The following is a 22,388-nucleotide window of genomic DNA, read 5'->3' as shown; positions in this document are numbered from 1 at the left end:
GCTCAGCCGCCGTCGGCCGTAGCGCCGTCCCCGTCCCTCGTTTCCTCGCCGAACAGGTGCCGTACCGTCGAGCGGTAGTTGGCGCGGACGTGGGCGAGGGCGTGGGTGCGGGCGCGGGTGGGATCGCCGGAGGCGATGGCGTCGTACAACTCACGGTGTTCGGTGAGGAGTTGGGGCCACTCCTCGTTTCGCCGGGTGAGCCAGCGCAGGCGGCCGTCGACCGGTTCCATGACCGAGATCAGCAGGCTGTTGCCGGCCAGGGCGCGGATGCGGTCGTGGAAGCGGGTGTTGATGTCCGTGATCGCCTCGGCGTCACCCTCCTTCGTCGCCCGTGCCGCCTGGTCGAGCAGGTCCCGCAACTCCGCCAGGGCCTCGGGGGTCACCCGGGACGCCGCCAGCCCCGCCGCGTACACCTCCAACGCCTCGCGAAGTTCGAAGAGTTCCCGCACGTCGGTCGGGGTCAGCCGGCGTACGACCGTACGGCGGGCGGACTCGAAGAGGACGAAGCCCTCGGCGACCAGTGCGCGGATCGCCTCCCGCACCGGCACCCGCGAAACGCCGAAGCGCTCGGCGAGTTCCCGTTCGACGAGCCGGTCGCCGGGGGCGAGGCGCCCGGCGATGATGTCCTCCCGCAGGCTCGCCAGGACCCGCTCGCGCACCGCGCCCAGGGGTTCGATCTTCGTCATGCGCCCATCTTCGCCGACGCGAGGGGACTTTTACGGGGCCGTAACGGCAACGACATCGGTCCGAACGCTTGACGACGGCACCATGTCCGCAGTTTGGTATACCAAACGCGCCTCGCTCTCGTGCCTGACGCTGCCGCTCCATCGGCTTGCCCGCCGATGGTCCGTCCGAGTTCCTGCGGTATGGCCCCTTCGTCCCCCGTTCAGGAGGCCCCGTGTCCCTCGCCGACCGCGCCGAAGCCACCGGCGCCCCCGCGTTCGCCCCCGACCCCCGCCTCGTCAACGAGGACCTCGCCCCCGCGAAACAGCGGAACTGGAAGGTCTTCGACCTCTTCGCCATGTGGATGTCCGACGTCCACAACCTCGGCAACTACACCTTCGCCGCCGGCCTGCTGGTCCTCGGCATGAACGTCTGGCAGGTCTTCACCTCCCTGCTCGTCGGCTTCGTGCTCATCTACGCCGGCATGAACCGGATGGGCCGGATCGGCCAGCGCCACGGCGTGCCCTTCCCGGTGGTCAGCCGCATCAGCTTCGGCGTCTGGGGCGCCAACATCCCCGCGCTGATCAGGGCCGTGATCGCCATCATGTGGTACGGCATCCAGACCTATCTGGCCTCCGTCGCCGTCAACGTGATGCTGCTGGCGGCCTGGCCGGGCCTGGAATCCCTCACCCACCACTCCTTCCTCGGCCTGGACGCGCTCGGCTGGATCTCCTTCGTCTCGCTCTGGCTGCTCCAGGCGCTGATCATCAGACAGGGCATGGAGGCCGTGCGGAAGTTCCAGGACTTCTGCGGCCCGGCGATCTGGCTCGTGATGATCGCGCTGGCGCTGTGGGTCCTCGCCAAGGCCCACTGGAGCATTTCGCTCACCTCCACCCCGCACCCGGTGTCCACGGGCGAGCAGTGGCGGCAGTGGTTCGGCGCGATCGGCCTGATCCTCGCCACCTACGGCACGCTGATGCTCAACTTCTGCGACTTCTCCCGCTTCGCGCCCGACGACCGGACCGTCCGGCGCGGCAACTTCTGGGGCCTGCCCATCAACTCCACCGCTTTCGTCGTGGTGTCGGTGATCGTCACGGCCGGCTCGCTGAAGGCGTTCGGGCAGGCCATCACCGACCCCGCGGAACTGGTCGCCAAGGTCGGCAACACCTGGGTGCTCGTGATCGCCGCGTTCACGTTCGCGGTCGCCACCATGGGCGTCAACATCGTCGCCAACTTCGTCTCACCGGCGTACGACCTCGCCAACGTCTGGCCGCAGAAGATCACCTTCAGGATCGGCGGCATGATCAGCACGGTGGCCGCGCTGGTCGTCACCCCCTGGAACCTCTTCTCCAACCCGACGGTCGTCAACTACTTCCTCGGCGGCCTCGGCGCCTTCCTCGGCCCGCTGTTCGGCGTGATCATGGTCGACTACTACTGGGTCAAGCGCGGCAGGGTCGACCTCGACGCACTGTTCGACGCGCGCCCGGGCACCCCGTACCACTACCGCAGGGGCGTCAACCCGAGGGCGCTGTGGGCCTTCCTGCCCTCCGCCGCGGTCGCCGCCGTGGTCGCGCTGGTGAAGAGCTTCAGCGACGTCGCGCCGTACTCCTGGTTCATCGGCACCGCGCTCGCCGCCGCCCTGTACGCGCTGCTGGGCCGCCGGGAGCGCGTGATGTCGGTGAAGGAGGCCTGACAGGCGTGCGGATCATCGTCACCAACTGCAACACCACGCAGGAGATGACCGAGGAGATCGTCCGCGGCGCCCGGGCCGCCGCGGGCCCCGGCACCACGGTGACCGGTCTCACCCCCGCCTGGGGCCCGGCGTCCGCAGAGGGCTGGCTGGACAGCTATCTCTCCGCGGCCGCCGTCCTGGACACCCTGCGCACGTACGACGGCCCCGCGTACGACGCCGTCGTCCTGGCCGGGTTCGGCGAGCACGGCCGGGAGGGCGTACGGGAGTTGGTGGACGTCCCGGTCGTGGACATCACGGAGGCGGCCGCCCACCTCGCCTGCCTCCTCGGCCGCCGCTACGGCGTCGTCACCACCCTCGACCGATCCTGCGGCCAGATCGAGGACAGCCTGGAGACCGCCGGTGTGGCCCGGAACTGCGCCGCCGTCGTCGGCACCGGCCTCGGCGTCCTCGACCTCACCGCCGATCCCGGCCGCACCGAGACGGCGTTCCTCGCAGCGGCCGAGCGGGCCCGGGACGCCGGCGCCGAGGTTCTCGTCCTGGGCTGCGCCGGGATGACGGGACTCCAGCGGACGGTGGGGGAGAAGCTCGGGCTGCCCGTGGTCGACGGCGTGGCGGCGGCGGTCAAGCTCGCCGAGTCCCTGGTCGCCCTGGACCTGACCACCAGCCGCGCGGGCAGCTACCAGCCGCCGCTGCCCAAGGAGAGGAGATGGGGCCACCCGGCACGCTGAGCCGGCCCGCACACGTGCCGTGCCGTGCCGTGCCGTGCCGGTCACGGGCGCTGGACGCTCGAGGTGGGGCCCACGCCTGCTGCGCCGCGCACGGGCAACGGATGTCGCTCGGCGGAGCGCACGCCTGCTGCGCCGCCGACGGGCACTGGACGTCGCTCGGGGCGGGGCTCACGTCTGCTGTGCCGCGCACGGGCGACGGACGTCGCTCGGGGCGGAGCGCACGTCTGCTGCGCTGCCCACAGGCGCTGGACGCTCGGGGCGGGGCTTACGCCTGCTGCGCCGCCCACGGGCACTGGACGTCGCTCGGGGCGGGGCGCAGGCCTGCTGCGCCCCTCACGGGCGCCAGACGTACCGCACGTCCGGCTCCCGTTCCTCGTTGCCGCTGCCGTCGGTGAACTCGGCGGCGGTGAATCCATGGCGCTCGTAGAAGCGGTGAGCGGGCTTGTTGACCTGGAAGGTCCACAGGGTCAGCCCGCCCGGACAGCGCTCCTTGGCCAGCGCGACGAACCGGTCGCCGATGCCGCGCCCCCGCCACTCGGGGCCCAGATAGAGCTGCGACAGCAACTCGCCGTCCAGCACCATCAGCCCGACGATCGTTCCGTCACCGGCCTGCGCCACCCACGTCTCGCGCAGCGGCACGACGACGTCCCGGATGTACGCCCGCACCTCGTCGTCGGTACGCGGCCGGACGACGGTGGGCAGGGCGGCACGGAAGGACCGCAGATACACATCGGCGGCGGCCGCCGCGTCCGCCGCCACGGCCCGGCGCAGCACGACGTCACCCGGCATGAAGTCCCCCTCCCGCTCCGGCACCACCGCGGTGGCCGTGATCTCCACCAGCTGCCCGGTGTAACCGAGGCAGGCGACACCGAGCAGCGTGGACGAGTGCGGCCCCGCACTCAACCCGGAGGCCTCCACGACCTCCCACACCGCGGACAGCACCGCGCGCTCGCTGCTCACGACGTACACCTCCGTCGCCACCACATGCGCCAAGTCGCTCCCGACGGCGCCCAGTTGCTCCCGAAGGTTGGCGATCACCTGCTCCGCCTGCCGCACCGGATCACCCGGCCCGACGATCTCCCCCTTCTCGTCCAGCGGCACGGCCCCGGCGAGAAAGGCCAGCTTCGTGCCGGCCTCGACCACCGAGGCGTGGGAATAGGTGGGTGGCGGGAAGAGGGCCGGAACGGTGACGCGCTGGATCATGAGGACTGTCCCCCGGTGACGGCAGTGAGCAACTTCCCGATGATGGCTCCTCTCCAGCCCACCCGCATCCGAATTCTCAGGCACATCCACCGACGGAACACCTACCGCACGCCACGGACAACGGCCGTGGCCGGCGAAGCGGAGGCGCGAGAAAAACGGGTGGCCGTACGACGGCGCCGGGCGCTCCCATGAGACCCATGACCGACGACACCGACTTCCTCCGGAACGTCACCGACCGCCTGGCCGCTCTTCCCACGGTGAGGGCGGTGGCTCTGGGCGGTTCCCGCGCCCAGGGCACCCACCGCCCCGACAGCGACTGGGACCTGGCGGTCTACTACCGGGGCCCCTTCGACCCGGACGACCTGCGCGCCGTCGGCTGGGAGGGCGAGGTCTCCGAGGTCGGCGGCTGGGGCGGCGGGGTCTTCAACGGCGGGGCCTGGCTGACGATCGACGGGCGCCGGGTCGACGTCCACTACCGGGACCTGGACGTGGTCGAGCACGAACTGGCGGAGGCGGAGGCGGGACGCTTCCGGGTGGAGCCACTGCTCTTCCATCTCGCCGGAATTCCCAGCTATCTGGTCGTGGCCGAACTCGCCGTCAACCATGTGCTCAGCGGCACCCTGCCCCGCCCGGCCGGCTACCCGGCCCGGTTGCGCGTCACCGCCGCCGAGCGCTGGCACGGCACCGCCCGCGCCACCCTGCACTACGCCCGGCACAACCACGCTCCGCACGGCCGCCTCACCGAGACCGCCGGCTGCATCGCCACGGCCGCTGCCCAAGCCGCCCACGGGGTGCTCGCGGCCCGCGGCGAGTGGGTGACGAACGAGAAGCGCCTGCTGGAACGGGCCGGACTGCGGGAGATCGACGACGTGGTGGCCGCCCTGCGCGGGGAACCCGATGCGCTGGTCCGTGCCGTCACCCAGGCCGAGCGGATCGTCGGCGCGTCGCGTTCCCAGCGATTCGCTGCCCCGGGTGCGCAGGACGGCCACACAGACGGCCGAAACCAGCGCTGAGAACGGCAGTCGCAAAGACGGTCAAAAAGGCGATTGCGAAGAATCGCCGCGTTGCGTTCATTGAGAAAACGGCCTGCGCCGCACCTTTCACACGGGCGAAACGTGAGTGCCCCGTCCCTCGCCCCGTCGCCCCGTACCGTGGAAGTACCGCCACCCGGCCGCCGTCGTCCGAAGCGAGGAACACCCCGCCCGCGTACGACAGGAGGCCCGTGTCCCGGTCCGCCGTACCCCTCTGGCTCGCCCATGCCCTGCGCGCGCAGCGTGGTCCCGTTCCCTGGAGCGCGGTGACCCGGGGTGTGCTCGGCTGCGGGCCGCTGCTGCTCGCCGGTGTGCTCGCCGGGCGGACGCCTCTGGGCGTGCTCGCCGCCATCGGAGCGATGCTCGCCGGGATCAACGACCGGCCGGGCAGCCGGCGCGCCTCCGTGCGGCGGCTCGGGGTGCCCGCGCTCGCCGGCGCCGTCGGGCTGCTCGCGGGGACGTACGCCGGGCAGGGGCTGGCCGCCGTACCGCTCACCCTCGTGCTCACCGCGCTCGGCCTGGTCGCCGGCGGCATCAGCGTGGTCGGGCCCGCCGCCTCCGCCGCCGGCACGCACCTGCTCGTCGGCGCCGCGATCGGCGCCGGGATGCCGGCGGCCGAGAGCGGCGGGCAGCAGGCCCTCGCCTTCCTCGCCGGAGCCGGCTGGCTGCTTCTGCTGCGGCTCGCCCTGCCCACGCCCGGCGCGCTCGCCGGGGACTTCCGGTTCGACGGGGAGCGGGAGGCGGTCGCCGGCGTGTACGACGCCATCGCCGCGCTGGTCGAGGCCGTGGGCGGGGCGCAGGCCACCGCACGGCGGGCCGCGCTCACCGCCGCTCTCGACCACGCCCAGGACGCCCTCGCCGGGCCCCGGCTGCGCCGGTACGCAAGTTCCGCCGCCGAGCGCCGGCTGCACGCCCGGTACGCGGCCGCGCTGCCCCTCGCCGAGGCCGCCACCGCCCTGTTCTGGGTGGGGGAGCCGGTCCCGGCGCGGGCCGCAGAGGGTCCCCGGCGCCTCGCCGCCGCCGTCCGCGCCGACACCGCCGCCGGCCCACTCCCCGCCCCACCCGTCCCGCACACCCGTCGCCCCGGCCCACGCCTGCGCCGGATCGGCAGGCCTCCCCACCACGCCGCGGGCCACTCCGCCGGCGGAAACCACCCACAGCAGCATGAGGGCCGTGTTCGCTACGAGGGCCAGGGCCACGAGGGTCGCCTTCGCTACGAGGGCCAGGGCAACGAGGGCCGCGTTCGTTACGAGGGTCAGGCCCAGGTGAGCCGTCCTCACCCCGCGAGCCACCATCCCGCCGGCACCCCCCTCGCCCCCGCCCTCCGTGCCCTCGACGACGCCCTGCTGTGTGCTGCCGAGGCCTTCGACCGGGGGAACGGCGCCCAACGGCGGCTGCTCACCCGGCGCCTGGGTCTCCGGGGCGCGCTGCGCGCCGTGTTCGGCAGTGGTGGGCGCGAGTACGGGATGCGGGTCGCCCTCTGCTTCGGGGCCAGCGCCGCCATCGCCCAGGCGCTGCACCACACCCGCTGGTACGGCCAGCACCAGCACTGGTACTGGATGCCCGCCACCGCCGTCTTCCTCGTCAAGCCCGACCTCGGTCCGCTCGCCTCCCGGGTGCTGTGCCGGGCCGCCGGGACCGTGCTGGGCGCCCTGGTGTTCGCCGGGCTCGCCGCGCTGCTGCCCCGGCCGGCGGGGCTGATCGCGCTGGTCGCGGTGTGCGGGGCGCTCGTCCCGGTCGCCACCCGGCACTTCGCCGCGCTGACGGCCGTCGTCACCGTCCTCGTCCTCGCCCTGGTCATGGCCGGCGGCGAGCCGCAGGCCTCCGTCAGCCGGATCGGGGAGACCCTGCTGGCCTGCGCGCTCGTGCTGGTCGTCGGGCATCTGCCGATGCCGGGGCAGCGCGGCGGCGGGGTACGCGCGCGGCTCGCCACGGCCGGGAACGCCGCGCACGCCTATCTCGCGCACGTCCTCGGCGAGTCCGGGGAATCCGGGGAATCCGGGGAGTCAGGGGAGTCAGGGGAGTCCGGCGACCGCGCCGAGCGGTGGGCGCTGCGCCGCGAGGCCTACCGGACCCTCGCCGAGGCCCGTACCGCCATCGCGCTCGCCGCCGCCGAACTGCCCGCCCTGGCCCGGCACACCGCGGGCACGGACGCCGTCGCGGACGTCCTGGAGCGACTTGTCGACACGACCACCGCCTGCGCCGTACACCTCGACGACACCGGCCGGCTCACGTCCCGGCACGTCGAGCAACTCCGGGAGGCGCTGGCCGATTTGCGGATCCAGGGAGTCGAGGTGCCGCCGCACGGCCGTACAGCGGTCCCTGTCTGACGCTCCGGCGGCCTCCTCGTCACCGCTGGCTCCTCGGACGCAGTACGGCCGGGGTCGGCCGCCGAAGTATGCTCTGCTGTACGTGAGTTGGCGGCACGGCGCCGACGCGTGGGCACGGGCGGCGCCTTCAGGAACGCGGCAGCTGAGTCGCCGTAGGCTGACCGTCATGGATCTCGCGGACGGTCTCATCACGCACCCCTACGACGTCTACCGGCGGCTGCGCGACACCGCTCCCGTGCAACGCATCACCGGTCCCGACGGCACTCCCGCCTGGCTGGTCACCCGGTACGAGGACGTCCGGACCGCGCTCGCCGATCCGCGGCTCTCGCTCGACAAGCGGCACGCCACCCCCGGCGCCTACAAGGGCTTCTCGCTGCCGCCCGCCCTCGACGCCAACCTCCTCAACATGGACCCGCCGGACCACACCCGGATCCGGCGCCTGGTCGGCCGCGCCTTCACCCCGCGCCGGATCCAGCACCTGCGCGAGCCCATCCGCCGTACCGCCGACCGCCTCCTGGACGCGCTCGGCCCGCACGGCGGCACCGACCTCATCGCCTCGTACGCCGCGCCGCTGCCGATCACCGTCATCTGCGACCTGCTCGGCGTGCCGGAGGAGCACCGACTGGACTTCCGGATCTGGACCGACACCCTCATCGCACCCGATCCCACACGCCCCGAGGCCGGTCGGGAGGCGGTGGCGGCGATGCTCGGCTTCTTCACGCGTCTCCTCGCCGCCAAGCGCGAGCAGCCCGCCGACGACCTGCTCTCCGATCTGATCGCCGTACGCGACGAGGGCGACCGGCTCAACGAGGACGAACTGATGTCGCTGGCCTTCCTCATCCTCTTCGCGGGATACGAGAACACGGTCCAGCTCATCGGCAACGCCGTGCTCGCCCTCCTCCAGCACCCGGACCAGCTCGCCGCCCTGCGCGAGGACCTGACGCGACTCCCGGCGGCGGTGGAGGAGTTGACCCGTTACGAGGGGCCGGCGCTGTTCGGCATCCGGCGCTTCGCGGTTCAGGACGTGACGATCTCCGGCGTGACCGTGCCGGCCGGGGAGACGGTGTGGGTGTCCTTGTCCGCCGCCAACCGCGACCCCGCCCGCTTCCCCGATCCCGACCGCCTCGACCTCTCCCGCGACGCCTCCGGCCATCTCGCCCTCGGCCACGGCATCCACTACTGCCTGGGCGCCCCGCTGGCCCGCGCCGAGACGGAGATCGCCCTCGCGGCCCTGCTGGAGCGCTTCCCCGATCTCGCCCTGGCGAAAGGGGAGTTGCGCTGGCGGCCGTCGATGCGGGCCCGGGGGCTGCGGGCCCTGCCGGTGACCTACTGAGGGGCCGTGCCGAACCGAGGGCCGTGCCGAGCTGAAGGTTGTGTCGAAAAAAATCTTCGCGTCCGGCGATGAGTTCCGCTGCCCGCGACGGTCAGCACCTGGAACCGACCGTCGGACAGGAGGGCCCATGTCGCTTCCGGAGATCGTCTCTCGTGAGCAGTGGCGCGCGGCGCGCGAGGAGTTGCTGCGCAAGGAAGAGGCGGTCAGACGGGCGCGCGAGGTGCTCGGCGCGGAGCGGCGGCGGCTGCCCATGGTCGAGGTCGACCCGGAGTACGTCTTCGAGGGCGGTGACGGCAAGGCCACTCTCCTGGACCTCTTCGAGGGCCGGTCCCAGCTCGTCGTGCAGCACTTCGTGTTCGCCCCGGAGCGGGAGAGCGGCTGCGCGTGCTGCTCGGCCTTCCTGGACCAGGTCGGCCACCTGGCCCATCTGCGCGCCCGGAACACCTCGTTCGCGGCCGTCTCGAGGGCGCCGTTCACCAGGATCCTGCCGTTCAAGGCGCGCATGGGCTGGACGGTGCCCTGGTACTCCTCCTCCCACGGCGACTTCAACCTCGACCTGGAGGCCACCGTGGTGACGGACCAGGGCTTGGCCGACCGTCCGGGCATCAGCTGCTTCCTGCGCGAGCACGACCGGGTCTTCCACACCTACTCGGTGTACGGCGACGCGGACGACCACCTGGACGGACTGGGCGGCCTGCACGGGCTCGGCACCCTCGCGGGTCTGCTCGACCTCACACCGCTCGGCCGCAACCCGTCCGGAAGCGACCGGCTGCGCCTGCACGATGAGTACTACCACTGACACCGAGCGTGCGCATCGTGCCACAAAGTGAACGGACCCTCACGGTCCGCCCCGAACGGGTGTAGGTAATGTCTCAGTCCCGTCACTGAGCGAGCCGTTTCCCTTCTCCAGAGCGTTAACTCCTACGAGTACGACGCTTTCTGGAGGTGCGAGATGGTGAACGGGCGAACGGTGCTCGAACGCTTTCCCGCCGGTGGTCCGCGGGGATCCTGGCCCGCGGAGGAGTTCGCGCAGGCACGGCGTCAGGAAGGCCTGCCCGCCGAGGTCGTCATGGACCTCGCGACGGACGCGTTCCTCGTCATCGTGCGGGGGACCGAGGCCGCGGAGTGAGCGAACCGGCGCGGTCGGCCGCGCGGTGATCTGCTCGGCGTGACGGGGCGTACGGCCAGGCTCGGCCAGCCCTGACTCAAGGTCAGCGCGGCCGGTGCCAACGCTAGGAGGCCGCGCGAGACCAGTCCGGGGTCGTCCCGGTCACCCGGCACAGGGCCAGGTAGAGCGGGATCGGCGGGGTGTACGGGACTGTGCCCTCGGGGCGGTGGATGAGCCGGGCGGCGCCGGTGACCAGGGCGCCGGGGGCGTAGTGGGCCGGGGACGGCCAGGGCAGGGCGTAGTCGGAGTCCGAGGGGACGATCCACCACCAGCGGGCGCCGTCGGCGTACACACAGCCCAGCCGGGGCAGCCGGGGTACGACGAGCGGACCGAGCCGGTCGGGCACCGCCACGGCGTCACAGCCGAGCGGCACGGTCATGCCTTCCGGGACCGTGAGCCTGCGGGGCGCGTCCGGGGCGGACCGGCGCCGTTGCAGCCGCACCAGGGTGTCCAGCCCGAGAGACCGCTCGGAGCCCTGGCCGACGACACCCGCACCGGGGGTACCGGTGACGTCCTGCTGGTGGGAGCCGCAGCCGGAGTCATGGCATCGGGGGTCGTAGCCGCGAGGGCCATGGCCGCCGGTCACGGACGCTCCCCGGCGCGCTGCTGGTCGTGGCGGTGATCGCCAGTGTGATCCCCCATGCGATGCTGGTCGGGGATCCGCTGCTGCTCAGGCCGGTGCTCGCCGCCCCGATGCTGGTCAGCGCCCCGGTGCGGAGGCTGGTGCGGCGGGCGGTCCAGGAGCCGGTGTCGGTGAGGCTCCGATGCTCCTTGGCGGTGCTGGTGGTGGTGCTCAGGTGCGTGATGGCTGACGTGCCCGGCGTCTTGCCGGCCCTCCGGAGAGTCGTCCTCGTCGGGGTCGTCAGGGCGGTCCGGCTTGGGGCGGGCGCCCCAGCCCAGGTCGCCCCGCGGAGCGGCGGTGTCGTCGGCCGCGTCCGTCCGGCGCGCCAGCTCGGCCCAGACCAGCAGTCCGGGGCCCTGTTCCTGGGCGCCCCAGGACAGGCACAGGGCGTCGACGAGAAGCAGTCCCCTCCCGTGCTCCTCCTCGGGGCGCTGCGGGGACGGGTGGGGTTCGCCCGGAGCACAGCCTTCGTCACGTACGGCTATGCGCACGGTGTCGACCTGGTCGTGCAGCTCGCACACCACACGGCTGCTCGCGGTGTGCACGATCGCGTTCGTGACCAGCTCGGATATGACCAGGGCCGCGCTGTCGCAGGTGTCCGCGCATACCGACCAGCGGGTCAGCCGGGCGTGCGCGAGGCGTCTGGCCTGGGCGACGGAACCCGGATGCGCGGCCAGTTCGAAGCGGAACCGGCGCTCGGCAGCGCCCCTTTCGGGGGCTGCTCCCTGCCCTGCTCTCGAACCGGCTCGCGCGGGGATACCGCCATCGGCGCCAAGACCGGACCGGTCTGCGGCGGCGTCTGTTCCTAAGGGCGCGGACGGAATCACGCTTGCCACTATCTCCCCGCCGTGAACACTTGGCAAGTGTCACTCTGAAAATTGCAGAGTGCTGTGTGACTCGGTCAGGGGCCGTGGCACACTGCTCGCAACAGCACGTCGAGCGGCGCCAATTGGGAGCACCGGAGACCGCCCAGGTCTTCGAATGCATCTTCGAATGGCGCCGCAGGCCTGTCAGGGAACGTCTGTCAGAACCGTCCGGCAGAGGCAGAGGCAGAGGCAGCCGGTGGAGGTGAGAGCGTGAGCGAGCCGCGGTCCGCGCCGACGGTCGGGCAAGTCGTCCTCGGGCGCCGCCTGTTGGACCTCCGGGAACGTGCCGGGCTGAAGCGCGAGGAAGCCGCCCGTGTGCTGCGCGTCGCGCCCGCCACCGTCCGCCGCATGGAGATGGCCGAGGTCGCCCTCAAGATCCCGTACCTGCAACTGCTGCTGAAGGCCTACGGCGTACCCGACGACGAGGCCGAACTCTTCGTCCAGCTGGCCGAGGAGGCCAACAAGCCCGGCTGGTGGCAGCGTTTCCACGACATCCTGCCCGGCTGGTTCTCGATGTACGTCAGCCTCGAGGGCGCGGCCGGCCTGATCCGCTCCTACGAGCCGCACTTCGTCCCCGGCCTGCTCCAGACCGAGGACTACGCGCGCGGTGTGCTCAAGTCCGGCGCCATCGGCCAGACCAGCCCGGAGGACATCGAGCGGCACGTCGCCCTGCGCATGCAGCGCCAGGAACTGCTCACCCGTCCCGACGCCCCCCGCTTCTGGGCGGTGATGGACGAGACCGCCCTGCGCCGCCCGGTCGGTTCTCCGGAGGTGATGCGCGCGCAGATCGACAAGTTGCTCGAGGTCACGAAGCTGCCCCAGGTGACGCTCCAGGTCGTGCCGTTCGAGAGCGGGCCGCACCCGGGGACGTACGGGCCCTTCGTGCTGTTCCGATTCGCCATGCCGGAGCTTCCGGACATGGTCTACAGCGAGTACCTGACCGGCGCCGTCTACCTGGACGCGCGTGCCGAGGTGGCGACCCATCTCGAGGTCATGGACCGCATGGCGGCACAGGCCGCTACGGCACAACGCACGAAGGAGATCCTCCGGGATCTCCGCAAGGAGCTGTGAATGGATCGCATCACGCCGCGCGGACACGTGTACAACGGCATGCCCGCGCGGGAGTTGGGCAGCGAGGGCTGGCACAAGCCCTGGAGCGGCGGCAACGGCGGCAACTGCCTGGAGGCGATGAAGCTGGCCGACGGCCGGATCGCCGTACGCCAGTCCACCGACCCGGACGGGCCGGCGCTGATCTACACCACGGACGAGATGACCGCGTTCATAGAAGGCGCCAAGGCGGGGGAGGCCGACTTCCTGCTCTCCTGACCCCACTTGCCCGTGTGTTGCTACTCGCTCGACTTCCTCATCATGGCACCGACTTGATCATTCTGGAGGGCCGGCGGATGCCGGCCCTCGGTCCCCGTGTGCCCGTGCAGGCCCGCGTCGACCGCGTGTCCATCGCCGCCCCACCTGATGGCTCGCTCCCCAGGGCGTACGGCAGTTCCTGCACATCGGCACCGGCACACCGACCGAGCCGAACCCGCACCAGATCGCCCTCACGATGGGAAACGCCGGCCCCGCCTAAACCCGCATGGGCCGATCCCGAGGCGAGACCGGGGCCGGCAGCTGCGAGCTCCCGGTCAGATAGCGGTCGACGGCCGCCGCCACCGCCCGTCCCTCCGCGATCGCCCAGACGATGAGCGACTGCCCGCGCGCCGCGTCCCCGGCGGCGAACACCCCGGGCACATTGGTGGCGAAACCGTCGTCCCGGGCGATCGTGCCGCGCGGTTGCAGCGCCAGCCCCAACTGGCCGATCAGCCCGTCCTCCTGGTCCGGCCCGGAGAACCCGAGAGCGAGCAGCACGAGCTCGGCGGGCAGCGTCCGCCCGCTCTCCGGCACCGGGCGCCGCGCCGCGTCCACGCCCACCAGGTGCAGCGACCGCACCCGCCCGCTGTCGTCCCCGGTGAAACGGAGCGTTGACGCCGCGAAGAGCCGCGCGTCCGCGTCCGCCGCCGGTGCCGTACGCAGGTCCCGCGCCTCCTCGTGCGCGGCCGACAGCCGGTACAGCTTCGGGTACGTCGGCCACGGCTCGGTGTCCTCGTCGCGCTCGGTGCCCGGCTGTGCGTAGATGTCCAGCTGGGTCACGGACGCGGCCCCCTCGCGCACCGCGGTCCCCAGACAGTCCGCTCCGGTGTCCCCGCCGCCGACGATCACCACGTGCTTGCCGGCCGCGGACAGCGGTGAAACCTCCAGATCCCCCTCACAGACCCGGTTCGCCAGCGGCAGATACTCCATCGCCTGGTGTATCCCGTTCAACTCCCGGCCCGGCACCGGAAGTTCCCGCCACGCCGTGGCTCCCGTGGCAATGACGACGGCGTCGTACCGTCCGCACAGCTCCGCCGCCCCGACATCCCGCCCGACGGCGGTCGACGTACGGAACTTCGTCCCCTCGGTGCGCATCTGCTCGATCCGCCGCTCCAGATGCCGCTTCTCCATCTTGAACGCGGGGATCCCGTATCGCATCAGCCCGCCGATCCGGTCGTCCTTCTCATAGACGGCGACCGTGTGCCCGGCCCGGGTCAGCTGCTGTGCCGCGGCCAGTCCCGTGGGCCCGGAGCCGATGACGGCGACCGTCTTCCCGGACAGCCGCTCGGGCGGCGAGGCCGGGACGAAACCTTCCTCCCAGGCCCGGTCGGCGATCGCGCACTCGACGTTCTTGATGGTGACGGCCGGCTGGTTGATCGCCAGGACGCACCCCGCCTCACAGGGCGCCGGACACAACCGGCCGGTGAACTCGGGGAAGTTGTTCGTCGCGTGCAGCCGGTCGCTCGCCGCCCGCCAGTCCTCCCGCGAGACCAGGTCGTTCCACTCCGGGATGAGATTGCCCAGCGGGCAGGCGTGGTGGCAGAACGGGATGCCGCAGTCCATGCACCGGTCGGCCTGCTTGCTGATGATCGGCAGCAGCGCTCCTGGGACGTACACCTCGTCCCAGTCCCGCGCCCGCTCCTCGACGGGCCGCCGCGGCCACTCCTGGCGCGGCGTGGTGATGAACCCCTTGGGATCGGCCATGGTCGTCTTCCTCGCGTACGGAGACCGCGCGGGCACCGCGTGTACGACCGGCCGTACGTCATCGGGCGGCATCCTTCGGCACCCTTTCGGCCACGATACGTCCGCGCCGACGGCCGCGCAGAGTGGCTGCCAGCGCTTTCCCGGCGTTTGTCCGGGGCCGGTCAGGACCGGGACGCGTACCCGGCGGTCAGGCGAGGGCCAGCAGGTAGACCAGGGCGGCCGCCGCGGCGGCGGCCGTACGGACGTGGTTCCAGAACGTCCACTCCCGCACATACGCCGGCCAGTACACGGCGGCCTCCGGCGCGCCCGGGGTCAGCCGGGCCAGCCGCTCGTTGCGCGGGACGTTGGCGGCGATCGTCAGCAGGAACGCGCCGAAGAGATACAGCGCGCTGCCCAGCAGCAGTTCTATCTTGCCGTCGGCCGGCCACACCACGAACGTCACCACCGCGATCATCGCGCTCAGCACCGCCGAACCCGTGAACACCGTCATGAAGACGGGCCGCACCGCGGCGACATTGATCGCGTTCATCGCGGCGACGCCCTGCGCCGGCGGCAGCGCGGCGAGCCCCCGCATCACCAAGGCCGAGAAGGCGCAGAAAACCCCGGCCATCAGCCCGGTACCGAGAATCCCCACCACGACCAGCACGAAGAACGGCCCGTCGATCATCTCCCACGCCCCATCCTGTCTCGTCCCACCCCATACACGCCGGCATCCCCTCGGGGAGCAGGCTCCGGCCAGGCTTGGCGAACGCAGCCGACGCACGCTCGCGTCTCCGCCCCCGCGGCCTGTTTCCGCCCCCTCTCACTCAGCCGGTGTCCGTTCGCTCCTCAGCCGACGTCCGCACCGGGGTTCTGCCAGCCCCGCAGCACGCTCTCCACCGCCGGGGCGATCCGGCGCCGTGCCTCGTACCGCGGCACGCCGCGCATCAGCAGCTGGTCGTACGGCGTGTCCACGTGCCGTACGGCCGCCACGACCGCCGACACCACCGCCCCCTCCGACAGCGCCAGCCCGGCCGCGCTGCGCCCGACCCGTCCGCTGCCCCGAACGGACGCGTGCGCCGCGATGGCCTGTGCGCGATCGGCGGGGCAGCCGGGAAACAGCCGCAGGATCTCGGCCGCGAACGCCGCCGCGAACCGTTCGTCCTCCGCCGCCCGGCGCCGTGCGTCCCGTGCCCGTCGCCTGCGCCGCGCCTCCGCGTCCGCCAGACAACGGGCCTCGGCCCGAGCCAGCGCCGCCTCCTCCACGAGCACGCCCTGCCGCTCGTAACGGCTCTTGCGCCGGTTGAACCGCACCACCACGACCGACAGCCCGCTCTCCTCCCGCGACCTGCGGGTCAACGCGGTCTCCCCGCGCGGCAGGAACACCAGGTGCCCCAGGTCCGCGCAGTCCAGGCAGCGCGGAGCCCCGTCCTCCAGCACGAGCAGCGACAGCGGCCCGCGCCGGCAAGCGGCGCACCGCTTGGGCTTCTGCGCCTGGATGACGAGAAGGCGACCGGGGGAGTGGGGAGTTGAGGGAAGCGCCATACGCGGTACTTTCCCCGCCGCCGCCCGCCCCTCCCACGCCGTGCCTAGTCCTTCCTCATCTCTGCCCTCACCTCTGCCTCACCTCTGCCCCATCTGCCCTCAGCCCTGTCTCCTCCCGCATGCCGTCCTCGTGCCCGGCCTTTCCCCGGCAGCCACCGTCACCTCCCCTCCCTCCACCCGGCATCATGGGCCCTGTGCGACTCGAAGCGATCACCTGGGACCGGCTCGCGGAGCTGCTCGCCGATCGGCTGGCCGCGCTGGAGCCGGCCGACGGCAGTGCCTGGCCGCGCGTCGGCTTCGACGGGGCCCCGGCCGCCCGGCCCGGCGACCTCGCCGAGCGGGTCGGGGAGGCGCTGCGGGTGCGGGGCCGGCCCTCACTCGTCGTCGGCGCCGAGGGCTTCCTGCGCCCTGCCTCGCTGCGCCTGGAGCACGGGCGCCGGGACGCGGAGTCGTACTACGGCGGATGGTTCGACACCGGCGCCCTCTGGCGCGAGGTCTTCGGCCCGCTCGACCCCGGCGGCACCGGGCGCGTCCTGCCCGACCTGTGGGATCCGGTCACCGACCGGGCAACCCGCAGCCCCTATGTCCGACTCCCGCCCGGCGCAGTCCTGTTGCTCCATGGCCCCCTCCTGCTGCGGCACTGGTTCCCCTTCGACCTGACCGTGCACCTCCTCCTCTCCCCGGGTGCCCTGCGCCGCCGTACCCCCGAGGCCGATCACTGGACGCTCCCCGCCTTCGAGCGCTACGAGGCCGAGACCGAGCCCGCCGCCACGGCCGATGTGCTGGTCCGCGCCGACGACCCGCGTCATCCCGCCTGGAGCGGTTGATCAGAGCCAGCCGTTGCGCCTGAAGCCCCGGTACAGCACCAGGCACGCCGCCGCCATGACGGCCATGACCAGGGGATAACCGAACCGCCAGTGCAGCTCCGGCATGTGGTCGAAGTTCATGCCGTACACCCCGCACACCATCGTCGGCACGGCGATCACCGCGGCCCACGCCGTGATCTTCCGCATGTCCTCGTTCTGCGCGACGGTCACCTGCGCGAGGTGGGCCTGCAGAATCGAGTTGAGCAGTTCGTCGAACGCGGCGATCTGCTCCTTGGCCCGTATCAGATGGTCGAGCACATCCCGGAAGTACGCCTGTATCTCAGGGGCGACGACCCGTATGGGACGGGTGGCCAGGTCCTCCACCGGGCGGCCGAGCGGCACCACCGCCCGCTTCAGCTCCAGCAGTTCACGCTTCATCTGGTAGATGCGCCCGGGGTCGACCCGCGCGCCGTTCTCCGAGAACACCTCCGTCTCGACCTGGTCGATGTCCGCCTGCACCGCGTCGGTGACGCTCAGATAGTCGTCCACGACATGGTCGGCGATCGCGTGCAGCACCGCCGCCGGCCCCTTGGCGAGCTGATGCGGATGCGCCTCCAGCTCCTCGCGCAGCGGACCCAGTGAGCCGTGCCGGCCGTGCCGCACCGTGATGACGAAGTCCTCACCGACGAACACCATGATCTCGCCGGTGTCGACCACCTCGCTGGTCGCCGTCAACTGCTCGTGCTCCACATAGCAGACCGTCTTGAACACCGCGAAGAGCGTGTCGCCGTAATGCTCCAGCTTCGGACGCTGATGAGCCTCGACCGCGTCCTCCACCGCCAGCGGATGCAGGTCGAACAGCTCCGCGATGCCCGCGAACTCACGGTCCGTCGGCTCGTGTAGCCCGAGCCAGACGAAGCCCTCCCCCGTCTTGCGCACCATCCGCACCGCGTCCACCAGGTCCGTGCACTGCGGCACGCGCACGCCGTCCTGGTACGTCACACAGTTGATCACCGACGAGCCCAGCGGCGACCTGGCGGGATGACTCAGGTCCACGCGTGGCCGCCGCCGGGCCAGCCGCGCCACCTTGCGCAGGCCGCCGACCCTGCTCAGCCCCGTGACCTTCCGCAGATTCCCCGCCATGGACATCTGGATCTCCTCGCCTGGATCTCCCTCGCTCGACGCTTTCGCGCCTTGCCCGGCAAGTCTGCCAGCCGAGGGCAAGGCGCGGGTAAGCCTGTGGGAACACGAGGTTCCGCTTGGTTCCCGCCTGTGGATGAAGCCGTGGTGTGTGGACGGGGCACCCGGCGCGGGGAGAACGCCGGTGTGCGGATGAGGCGCCGGTGTGCGGATGGCGCATGATCGAGGCATGACCGCATCCGACGGGTACCTTCTGGACAACCGGCAGAACGAGGCCGGCGAGCGCTTCGACGCGTTCACCACCCTCTTCGATCCCACGACGTTCCGGCACATCGAGGCGCTCGGCATCGGGCCCGGCTGGCGCTGCTGGGAAGTCGGCGCCGGCGGAACCTCCGTGGTGTCCTGGCTCGCCGAGAAGGTCGGCCCCACCGGAAAGGTCGTCGCGACCGACATCGACACCTCGCGGCTCGACGCCGCGGCCCGCCCACCGGTGGAGGTCCGCGTGCACGACGTGGGCGCCGACGAACCGCCGGGCGAGGGCTTCGACCTGGTCCACGCCCGGCTCGTCCTCGTCCATGTCCGGGACCGGGCAAGGGCGTTGCGGTCCATGATCCGGGCCCTGCGGCCCGGCGGACGGCTGCTCGTCGAGGACGCCGACCCCGCGCTCCAGCCCTTGACCTGCCCCGACGAGTACGGCCCCGAGCAGCGGCTCGCCAACCGGCTGCGCCAGGGCTTCCGCAAGCTGCTCGCCGAACGCGGCGCCGATCTCTCGTACGGCCGCAAACTCCCGCGTCTGCTCCGGGAGGCCGGGCTGAGCGCGGTGGAGGCCGAGGCGTTCTTCCCGGTGACGTCGCCCGCCTGCACCGCTCTCGAGGCCGCGACGGTCCGCCAGATCCGAAACCGCCTCGTCGCCGCGGGGCTCGCCACCGACGAGGAGATCGACCAGCACCTGGCCAACGTCGAGGCCGGCGGCATGGACCTGGCCACCGCGCCGATGATCTCCGCGTGGGGGAGGAAGGACTAGCCGGGCGCCGCCGCGCCGACGCGTGTACCAATCCCGGTCCCCAGCCACGTCCGCGACACAGCGCCGCCACGAGCCACCGCTGCCAGCGCCTTCACGGCCGTCGGCGAGCAGCGTCGACAGACGGCTGGGTGGCCCCCTTGAATGCTGCGGTAGATCTACGCCCTACCCCGGGAAACCAGCCGCCGATTTCGGCCTCGCCTCCGAACGCAGGGGGAATCAGTCGCCCCCCGGACGCGGCGGTCTGCCGCCCACCCGTTCCACCGCCTCGGCACCCGCCCTGCAGCCGCGTGCCGCCGCTTCCTCAGGGGCCATGTCCGCCAGCAGCGCAGCGAGGAACGCGCCGGTGAAGGCGTCGCCCGCGCCCGTGGTGTCCCGAGGGACCGCCGGCACCGCCGGGACCCGGGTCGGTGTGCCGCCGGAACGGACGACCAGCGCACCGTCCGCCCCTGTCTTGACCACCACCAGCGGAACGAGACGGCTCAGCTTGGCCGCCGCGTCCGCCGGATCCGGCAGCCCCGTCAGCAGGCACGCCTCGTCGCGGCTGGGCAGCAGGACGTCCAGCTCCTCCGCGAACGCCAGAAAGCGGTCCACCCCCAGCCGTACGAGGAAGCCCGCCGACGCCGGATCCAGGCTGACCGGTACACCACGCGCGCGTGCCGCGGCGAGCGCCGTCCGCGCCAGCTCCCGGCTCGGCTCCGTGAACAGCAGATAACCCGACAGGTGCAGCCGGGCCACTCCGTCGAGCAACGCGTCCGACCAGTCGGCGGGTTCGAGCCGCAGCGACGCCCCACTGTGCGTGAGGAACGTGCGCTCGGCCGCCGCGTCCGTGTCCACGAGGCAGATCACCGTGCCGGTGGCCGCCGCCGGATCGACGACCAGCCGGGGCCGCACCCCGGCCGCGACCAGCTCCCGCTCGTGCCACGCGGCCGACTCCCCGCCCACCCGTCCGAGCAGTCGTACGTCCGCACAGCCCGCGTGCGCGGCCCAGCAGGCCACATTGGCGCCCGCGCCGCCCGGCAGCGTCCGGATCACGGCGGCGGTGTCGGTGCCGGCCGCGAGGGGCCCGTGGTGTTGGGCGACCACATCGGTGACCACGTCACCGACCACCAGCAGGGCCCCGCCCGGGCCCGCGGTCATGCCCGGGTCCACGCCGCGGCGATCCGTGCCGCCAGCCGTACGTTGCCGCGCACGGCCGCCAGATTGGCGTTCAGGGAGGCGCCCTCGGTATGCCGGACCAGGTAGTCCAGCAGGAACGGGGTCACCGCCTGACCGGTGACGCCCTGGTCCGCGCAGGCGCGCAGCGCGTCGGCCAGCACGCGCGCGTGCAACTCGGGGTCGAGCTGCTCCGCCTCGGGCACGGGATTGGCGACGATCAGCGCGGAGTGCGGCGCGTCCAGCGCGTCCTGGGCCCGCATGACGTCCGCGACCTGCTCCGGCGTGTCCAGCCTCCAGTCGACCGGGTGCCCTGAGTCGGACAGATAGAAGCCGGGGAAGCGGTCCGTGCCGTAGCCGGCGACGGCCACGCCCAGCGTCTCCAGCCGCTGCAGGGTCGCGGGCACGTCCAGGATCGACTTCACGCCCGCGCACACCACCGTGATCCGGGTGCCCGCCAGCAGACGCAGGTCGGCCGACTCGTCCTGGGTCACCGTCCACTCCCGGTGCACCCCGCCCAGCCCGCCGGTGGCGAACACCCGGATGCCCGCGAGTGCGGCCAGCTGCGCCGTCGCCGACACCGTGGTCGCTCCGCTCGCACCCGCGGCCATGGCGAGCGGCAGATCGCGGTGGCCGAGTTTGCGGACATCGTCCTCGTTCGCGACCCGCTCCAGCTGCTCCTTGTCCAGGCCGATCCGGGGACGGCCGTCGAGCACGGCGACGGTCGCGGGAACGGCGCCCTCCCGGCGTACCGCGTCCTCGAGCTCCAGGGCCACCTGAAGGTTGCGCGGGCGGGGCAGACCGTGCGCGATGATCGTGGACTCCAGGGCCACCACCGGCCGCCGTGCGTCGATCGCTTCCCGGACCTCTTCCGACACCATCAGCACCACGAGCACCGCCTCCTGTCCGTCGGTAACGGCCTTTCCTCATCTCTGGCGGGCGCCGGCCGCCCCTAAACGCTTGCGGCCTGTGGGGGACGCCACCAGCCTGGGCGCATGACGAACACCAGCATGCGTCTCGACCACGTCGTCCTGTGGGTGACCGACCCGGTCGCCGCGGCCGGTTTCTACGAGACGGCCGTGGGCCTGGAGCCGATCAAGGTCGCGGAGTTCGCCGAGGGCGAGGCGGCTTTCCCGTCCGTGCGTGTCAACGAGGAGACCATCCTCGACCTCGCCCCGCTCAGCTTCGCCCCGCGCATGAAGATGCTCCCCGGTGCGGCCGAGAGCGCGGGCCACCCCGTCAACCACATCTGCCTGTCCCTGTCGGCCGACGCCTTCGACGCCCTCCGAGCCCGCCTGCAGGAGCACGGTGTCGCCGTGTCGGACATCGACCGCGACCTGTCCGGCGCCCGCGGCGACGCCACGCGCAGCTTCTACTTCCGCGACCCCGACGGCAACGTCTTCGAGGCACGGCACTACGACGGCTAGCCGGGCCGCCGGACGGTCAGAAGAGCGGCTCGGGCAGCACTCCCTCCAGGGCGAGCAGCTTCCGCTTGGTCTCCAGCCCGCCCCCGAAGCCGCCGATCCCGCCGTCGCTCTCCACCACCCGGTGACACGGCACGACCACCGGCAGCGGATTGGCGCCCATCGCCGCGCCGACCGCCTGCGCACCGCCCGGCTGCCCGACCCGCCCGGCCAGATCGCCGTACCCCACCACCGTGCCGTACGGCACGCCGGCCGCCAGCTCCCGCAGCACCTGCCGGTTGAAGCCGGAGATCAGCGACCAGTCCAGCGGCAGGTCGAAGTCGTGCCGCTCGCCCGCGAAGTAGGCCCGCAGCTGGCCTATCGCCTCCGCCAGCACCGGCGCGTCAGGATCCTCGACGGGAGCGGCGCCCAGCCGGGCCGCCAGCCGCTCCAGGGCGCGGTCCCGCACCGCTTCCGTGGCGTGGAAGACGACGTTGACCAGGCCGTCAGGAGTCGCCGCCAGCATCAGCGGCCCAATCTCCGAGCGCACCACGGCCCACACGACCTGCTGCTCATCCTGCCCATGGCTGTCCATGCGCCCACGTTACGGCCCGCCACTGACAACGCCCGCCG

At 72.3% G+C, this 22,388-nt stretch carries 22 protein-coding genes and 3 pseudogenes; 13 read left to right on the top strand and 12 right to left on the bottom strand.

All coding sequences use genetic code 11. The features are described from left to right. Positions 1–2: 2 nt before the first annotated feature. On the bottom strand, positions 3–686 hold the full coding sequence (locus AB0950_RS15275; RefSeq protein ID WP_360571380.1) for a GntR family transcriptional regulator: 684 nt from the start codon (positions 684–686) through the stop codon (positions 3–5). A gap of 212 nt (positions 687–898) precedes the next feature. On the opposite strand from AB0950_RS15275, the gene AB0950_RS15270 reads away from it, so the two are divergent. Beyond that, complete coding sequence (locus AB0950_RS15270) at positions 899–2,356, top strand: NCS1 family nucleobase:cation symporter-1 (RefSeq protein WP_360150346.1); 1,458 nt, start codon at positions 899–901, stop codon at positions 2,354–2,356. 5 nt (positions 2,357–2,361) lie between these two features. Then, on the top strand, positions 2,362–3,084 hold the full coding sequence (locus tag AB0950_RS15265) for an aspartate/glutamate racemase family protein (RefSeq protein ID WP_366778682.1): 723 nt from the start codon (positions 2,362–2,364) through the stop codon (positions 3,082–3,084). Between the two features lie 333 nt (positions 3,085–3,417). Here AB0950_RS15265 and AB0950_RS15260 read toward each other — a convergent pair whose 3' ends face one another. Both AB0950_RS15260 and AB0950_RS15255 read right to left on the bottom strand, forming a co-directional pair. Then, positions 3,418–3,873, bottom strand: coding sequence for a GNAT family N-acetyltransferase (locus AB0950_RS15260; protein WP_360150973.1), 456 nt, complete (start codon positions 3,871–3,873; stop codon positions 3,418–3,420). 81 nt (positions 3,874–3,954) lie between these two features. Next, positions 3,955–4,287 (bottom strand): annotated as a pseudogene (locus AB0950_RS15255) (RidA family protein); the annotation flags it as partial. A 197-nt stretch (positions 4,288–4,484) separates the two neighbouring features. On the opposite strand from AB0950_RS15255, the gene AB0950_RS15250 reads away from it, so the two are divergent. The 5 genes from AB0950_RS15250 (at position 4,485) to AB0950_RS15230 (ending at position 10,110) form a co-directional block, all read left to right on the top strand. After that, positions 4,485–5,300: a nucleotidyltransferase domain-containing protein gene (locus tag AB0950_RS15250; RefSeq protein ID WP_360571378.1), complete on the top strand. Its 816-nt coding sequence runs from the start codon at positions 4,485–4,487 to the stop codon at positions 5,298–5,300. A gap of 209 nt (positions 5,301–5,509) precedes the next feature. Further along, positions 5,510–7,648, top strand: a complete 2,139-nt coding sequence (locus AB0950_RS15245; protein ID WP_366778681.1) for an FUSC family protein — start codon at positions 5,510–5,512, stop codon at positions 7,646–7,648. 166 nt (positions 7,649–7,814) lie between these two features. Next, positions 7,815–8,981, top strand: a complete 1,167-nt coding sequence (locus AB0950_RS15240) for a cytochrome P450 (RefSeq protein WP_366778680.1) — start codon at positions 7,815–7,817, stop codon at positions 8,979–8,981. Positions 8,982–9,108: 127 nt separating this feature from the next. After that, positions 9,109–9,780, top strand: a complete 672-nt coding sequence (locus tag AB0950_RS15235) for a DUF899 domain-containing protein (protein WP_360571372.1) — start codon at positions 9,109–9,111, stop codon at positions 9,778–9,780. A 153-nt stretch (positions 9,781–9,933) separates the two neighbouring features. Beyond that, positions 9,934–10,110: a hypothetical protein gene (locus AB0950_RS15230; RefSeq protein ID WP_360150361.1), complete on the top strand. Its 177-nt coding sequence runs from the start codon at positions 9,934–9,936 to the stop codon at positions 10,108–10,110. Between the two features lie 103 nt (positions 10,111–10,213). Here the strand turns inward: AB0950_RS15230 and AB0950_RS15225 are convergent, their stop codons facing one another. Then, the gene (locus AB0950_RS15225) at positions 10,214–10,603 is read right to left on the bottom strand and encodes a hypothetical protein (protein WP_360150979.1); all 390 of its coding nucleotides are present in this window, start codon (positions 10,601–10,603) and stop codon (positions 10,214–10,216) included. 419 nt (positions 10,604–11,022) lie between these two features. After that, positions 11,023–11,634: pseudogene (locus tag AB0950_RS15220) on the bottom strand (ATP-binding protein); the annotation flags it as partial. 213 nt (positions 11,635–11,847) lie between these two features. Between AB0950_RS15220 and AB0950_RS15215 the strand changes: the two are divergent. From AB0950_RS15215 to AB0950_RS15205, 3 genes and pseudogenes are all read left to right on the top strand, one after another. Continuing rightward, the gene (locus AB0950_RS15215) at positions 11,848–12,708 is read left to right on the top strand and encodes a helix-turn-helix transcriptional regulator (RefSeq protein WP_360150364.1); all 861 of its coding nucleotides are present in this window, start codon (positions 11,848–11,850) and stop codon (positions 12,706–12,708) included. Further along, positions 12,709–12,963, top strand: a complete 255-nt coding sequence (locus AB0950_RS15210; RefSeq protein WP_071375516.1) for a DUF397 domain-containing protein — start codon at positions 12,709–12,711, stop codon at positions 12,961–12,963. 68 nt (positions 12,964–13,031) lie between these two features. Continuing rightward, positions 13,032–13,192, top strand: a pseudogene (locus AB0950_RS15205) (SAM-dependent methyltransferase); the annotation flags it as partial. A gap of 26 nt (positions 13,193–13,218) precedes the next feature. On the opposite strand, the gene AB0950_RS15200 reads toward AB0950_RS15205, so the two are convergent. From AB0950_RS15200 to AB0950_RS15190, 3 genes are all read right to left on the bottom strand, one after another. After that, positions 13,219–14,706: a glutamate synthase subunit beta gene (locus AB0950_RS15200; protein WP_360150369.1), complete on the bottom strand. Its 1,488-nt coding sequence runs from the start codon at positions 14,704–14,706 to the stop codon at positions 13,219–13,221. A 187-nt stretch (positions 14,707–14,893) separates the two neighbouring features. Next, on the bottom strand, positions 14,894–15,373 hold the full coding sequence (locus AB0950_RS15195) for an anthrone oxygenase family protein (RefSeq protein ID WP_360150372.1): 480 nt from the start codon (positions 15,371–15,373) through the stop codon (positions 14,894–14,896). 161 nt (positions 15,374–15,534) lie between these two features. Continuing rightward, positions 15,535–16,230, bottom strand: a complete 696-nt coding sequence (locus AB0950_RS15190) for a DUF2293 domain-containing protein (RefSeq protein ID WP_366778679.1) — start codon at positions 16,228–16,230, stop codon at positions 15,535–15,537. A 194-nt stretch (positions 16,231–16,424) separates the two neighbouring features. Here AB0950_RS15190 and AB0950_RS15185 point away from each other — a divergent pair, with 194 nt between their 5' ends. Continuing rightward, positions 16,425–17,057, top strand: coding sequence for a uridine kinase (locus AB0950_RS15185; RefSeq protein ID WP_366778678.1), 633 nt, complete (start codon positions 16,425–16,427; stop codon positions 17,055–17,057). On the opposite strand, the gene corA is transcribed toward AB0950_RS15185, so the two are convergent. Further along, the gene (corA, locus tag AB0950_RS15180; protein WP_366778676.1) at positions 17,058–18,185 is read right to left on the bottom strand and encodes a magnesium/cobalt transporter CorA; all 1,128 of its coding nucleotides are present in this window, start codon (positions 18,183–18,185) and stop codon (positions 17,058–17,060) included. A 220-nt stretch (positions 18,186–18,405) separates the two neighbouring features. On the opposite strand from corA, the gene AB0950_RS15175 reads away from it, so the two are divergent. Next, positions 18,406–19,200: a methyltransferase gene (locus AB0950_RS15175; RefSeq protein WP_360571362.1), complete on the top strand. Its 795-nt coding sequence runs from the start codon at positions 18,406–18,408 to the stop codon at positions 19,198–19,200. 216 nt (positions 19,201–19,416) lie between these two features. Here AB0950_RS15175 and AB0950_RS15170 read toward each other — a convergent pair whose 3' ends face one another. Together AB0950_RS15170 and AB0950_RS15165 are read right to left on the bottom strand one after the other, a co-directional pair. Beyond that, positions 19,417–20,337, bottom strand: coding sequence for a PfkB family carbohydrate kinase (locus AB0950_RS15170; protein ID WP_360150387.1), 921 nt, complete (start codon positions 20,335–20,337; stop codon positions 19,417–19,419). Further along, positions 20,334–21,242, bottom strand: a complete 909-nt coding sequence (locus AB0950_RS15165) for a pseudouridine-5'-phosphate glycosidase (protein WP_366778675.1) — start codon at positions 21,240–21,242, stop codon at positions 20,334–20,336. Before AB0950_RS15165 ends, AB0950_RS15170 begins: the two co-directional genes overlap by 4 nt. 105 nt (positions 21,243–21,347) lie before the next feature. Here AB0950_RS15165 and AB0950_RS15160 point away from each other — a divergent pair, with 105 nt between their 5' ends. Continuing rightward, positions 21,348–21,779, top strand: a complete 432-nt coding sequence (locus AB0950_RS15160) for a VOC family protein (RefSeq protein ID WP_360150390.1) — start codon at positions 21,348–21,350, stop codon at positions 21,777–21,779. 16 nt (positions 21,780–21,795) lie between these two features. Here the strand turns inward: AB0950_RS15160 and AB0950_RS15155 are convergent, their stop codons facing one another. Next, the gene (locus AB0950_RS15155) at positions 21,796–22,350 is read right to left on the bottom strand and encodes a methylated-DNA--[protein]-cysteine S-methyltransferase (RefSeq protein WP_360571357.1); all 555 of its coding nucleotides are present in this window, start codon (positions 22,348–22,350) and stop codon (positions 21,796–21,798) included. Positions 22,351–22,388: the final 38 nt, after the last annotated feature.

Origin of the sequence: Streptomyces sp. NPDC007189, assembly GCF_040703635.1 — a bacterium.
In the GTDB taxonomy this organism is placed as follows: domain Bacteria; phylum Actinomycetota; class Actinomycetes; order Streptomycetales; family Streptomycetaceae; genus Streptomyces.
Note: the sequence above shows the minus strand (reverse complement) of the source record. Positions and strands in the feature narration are given on the sequence as shown.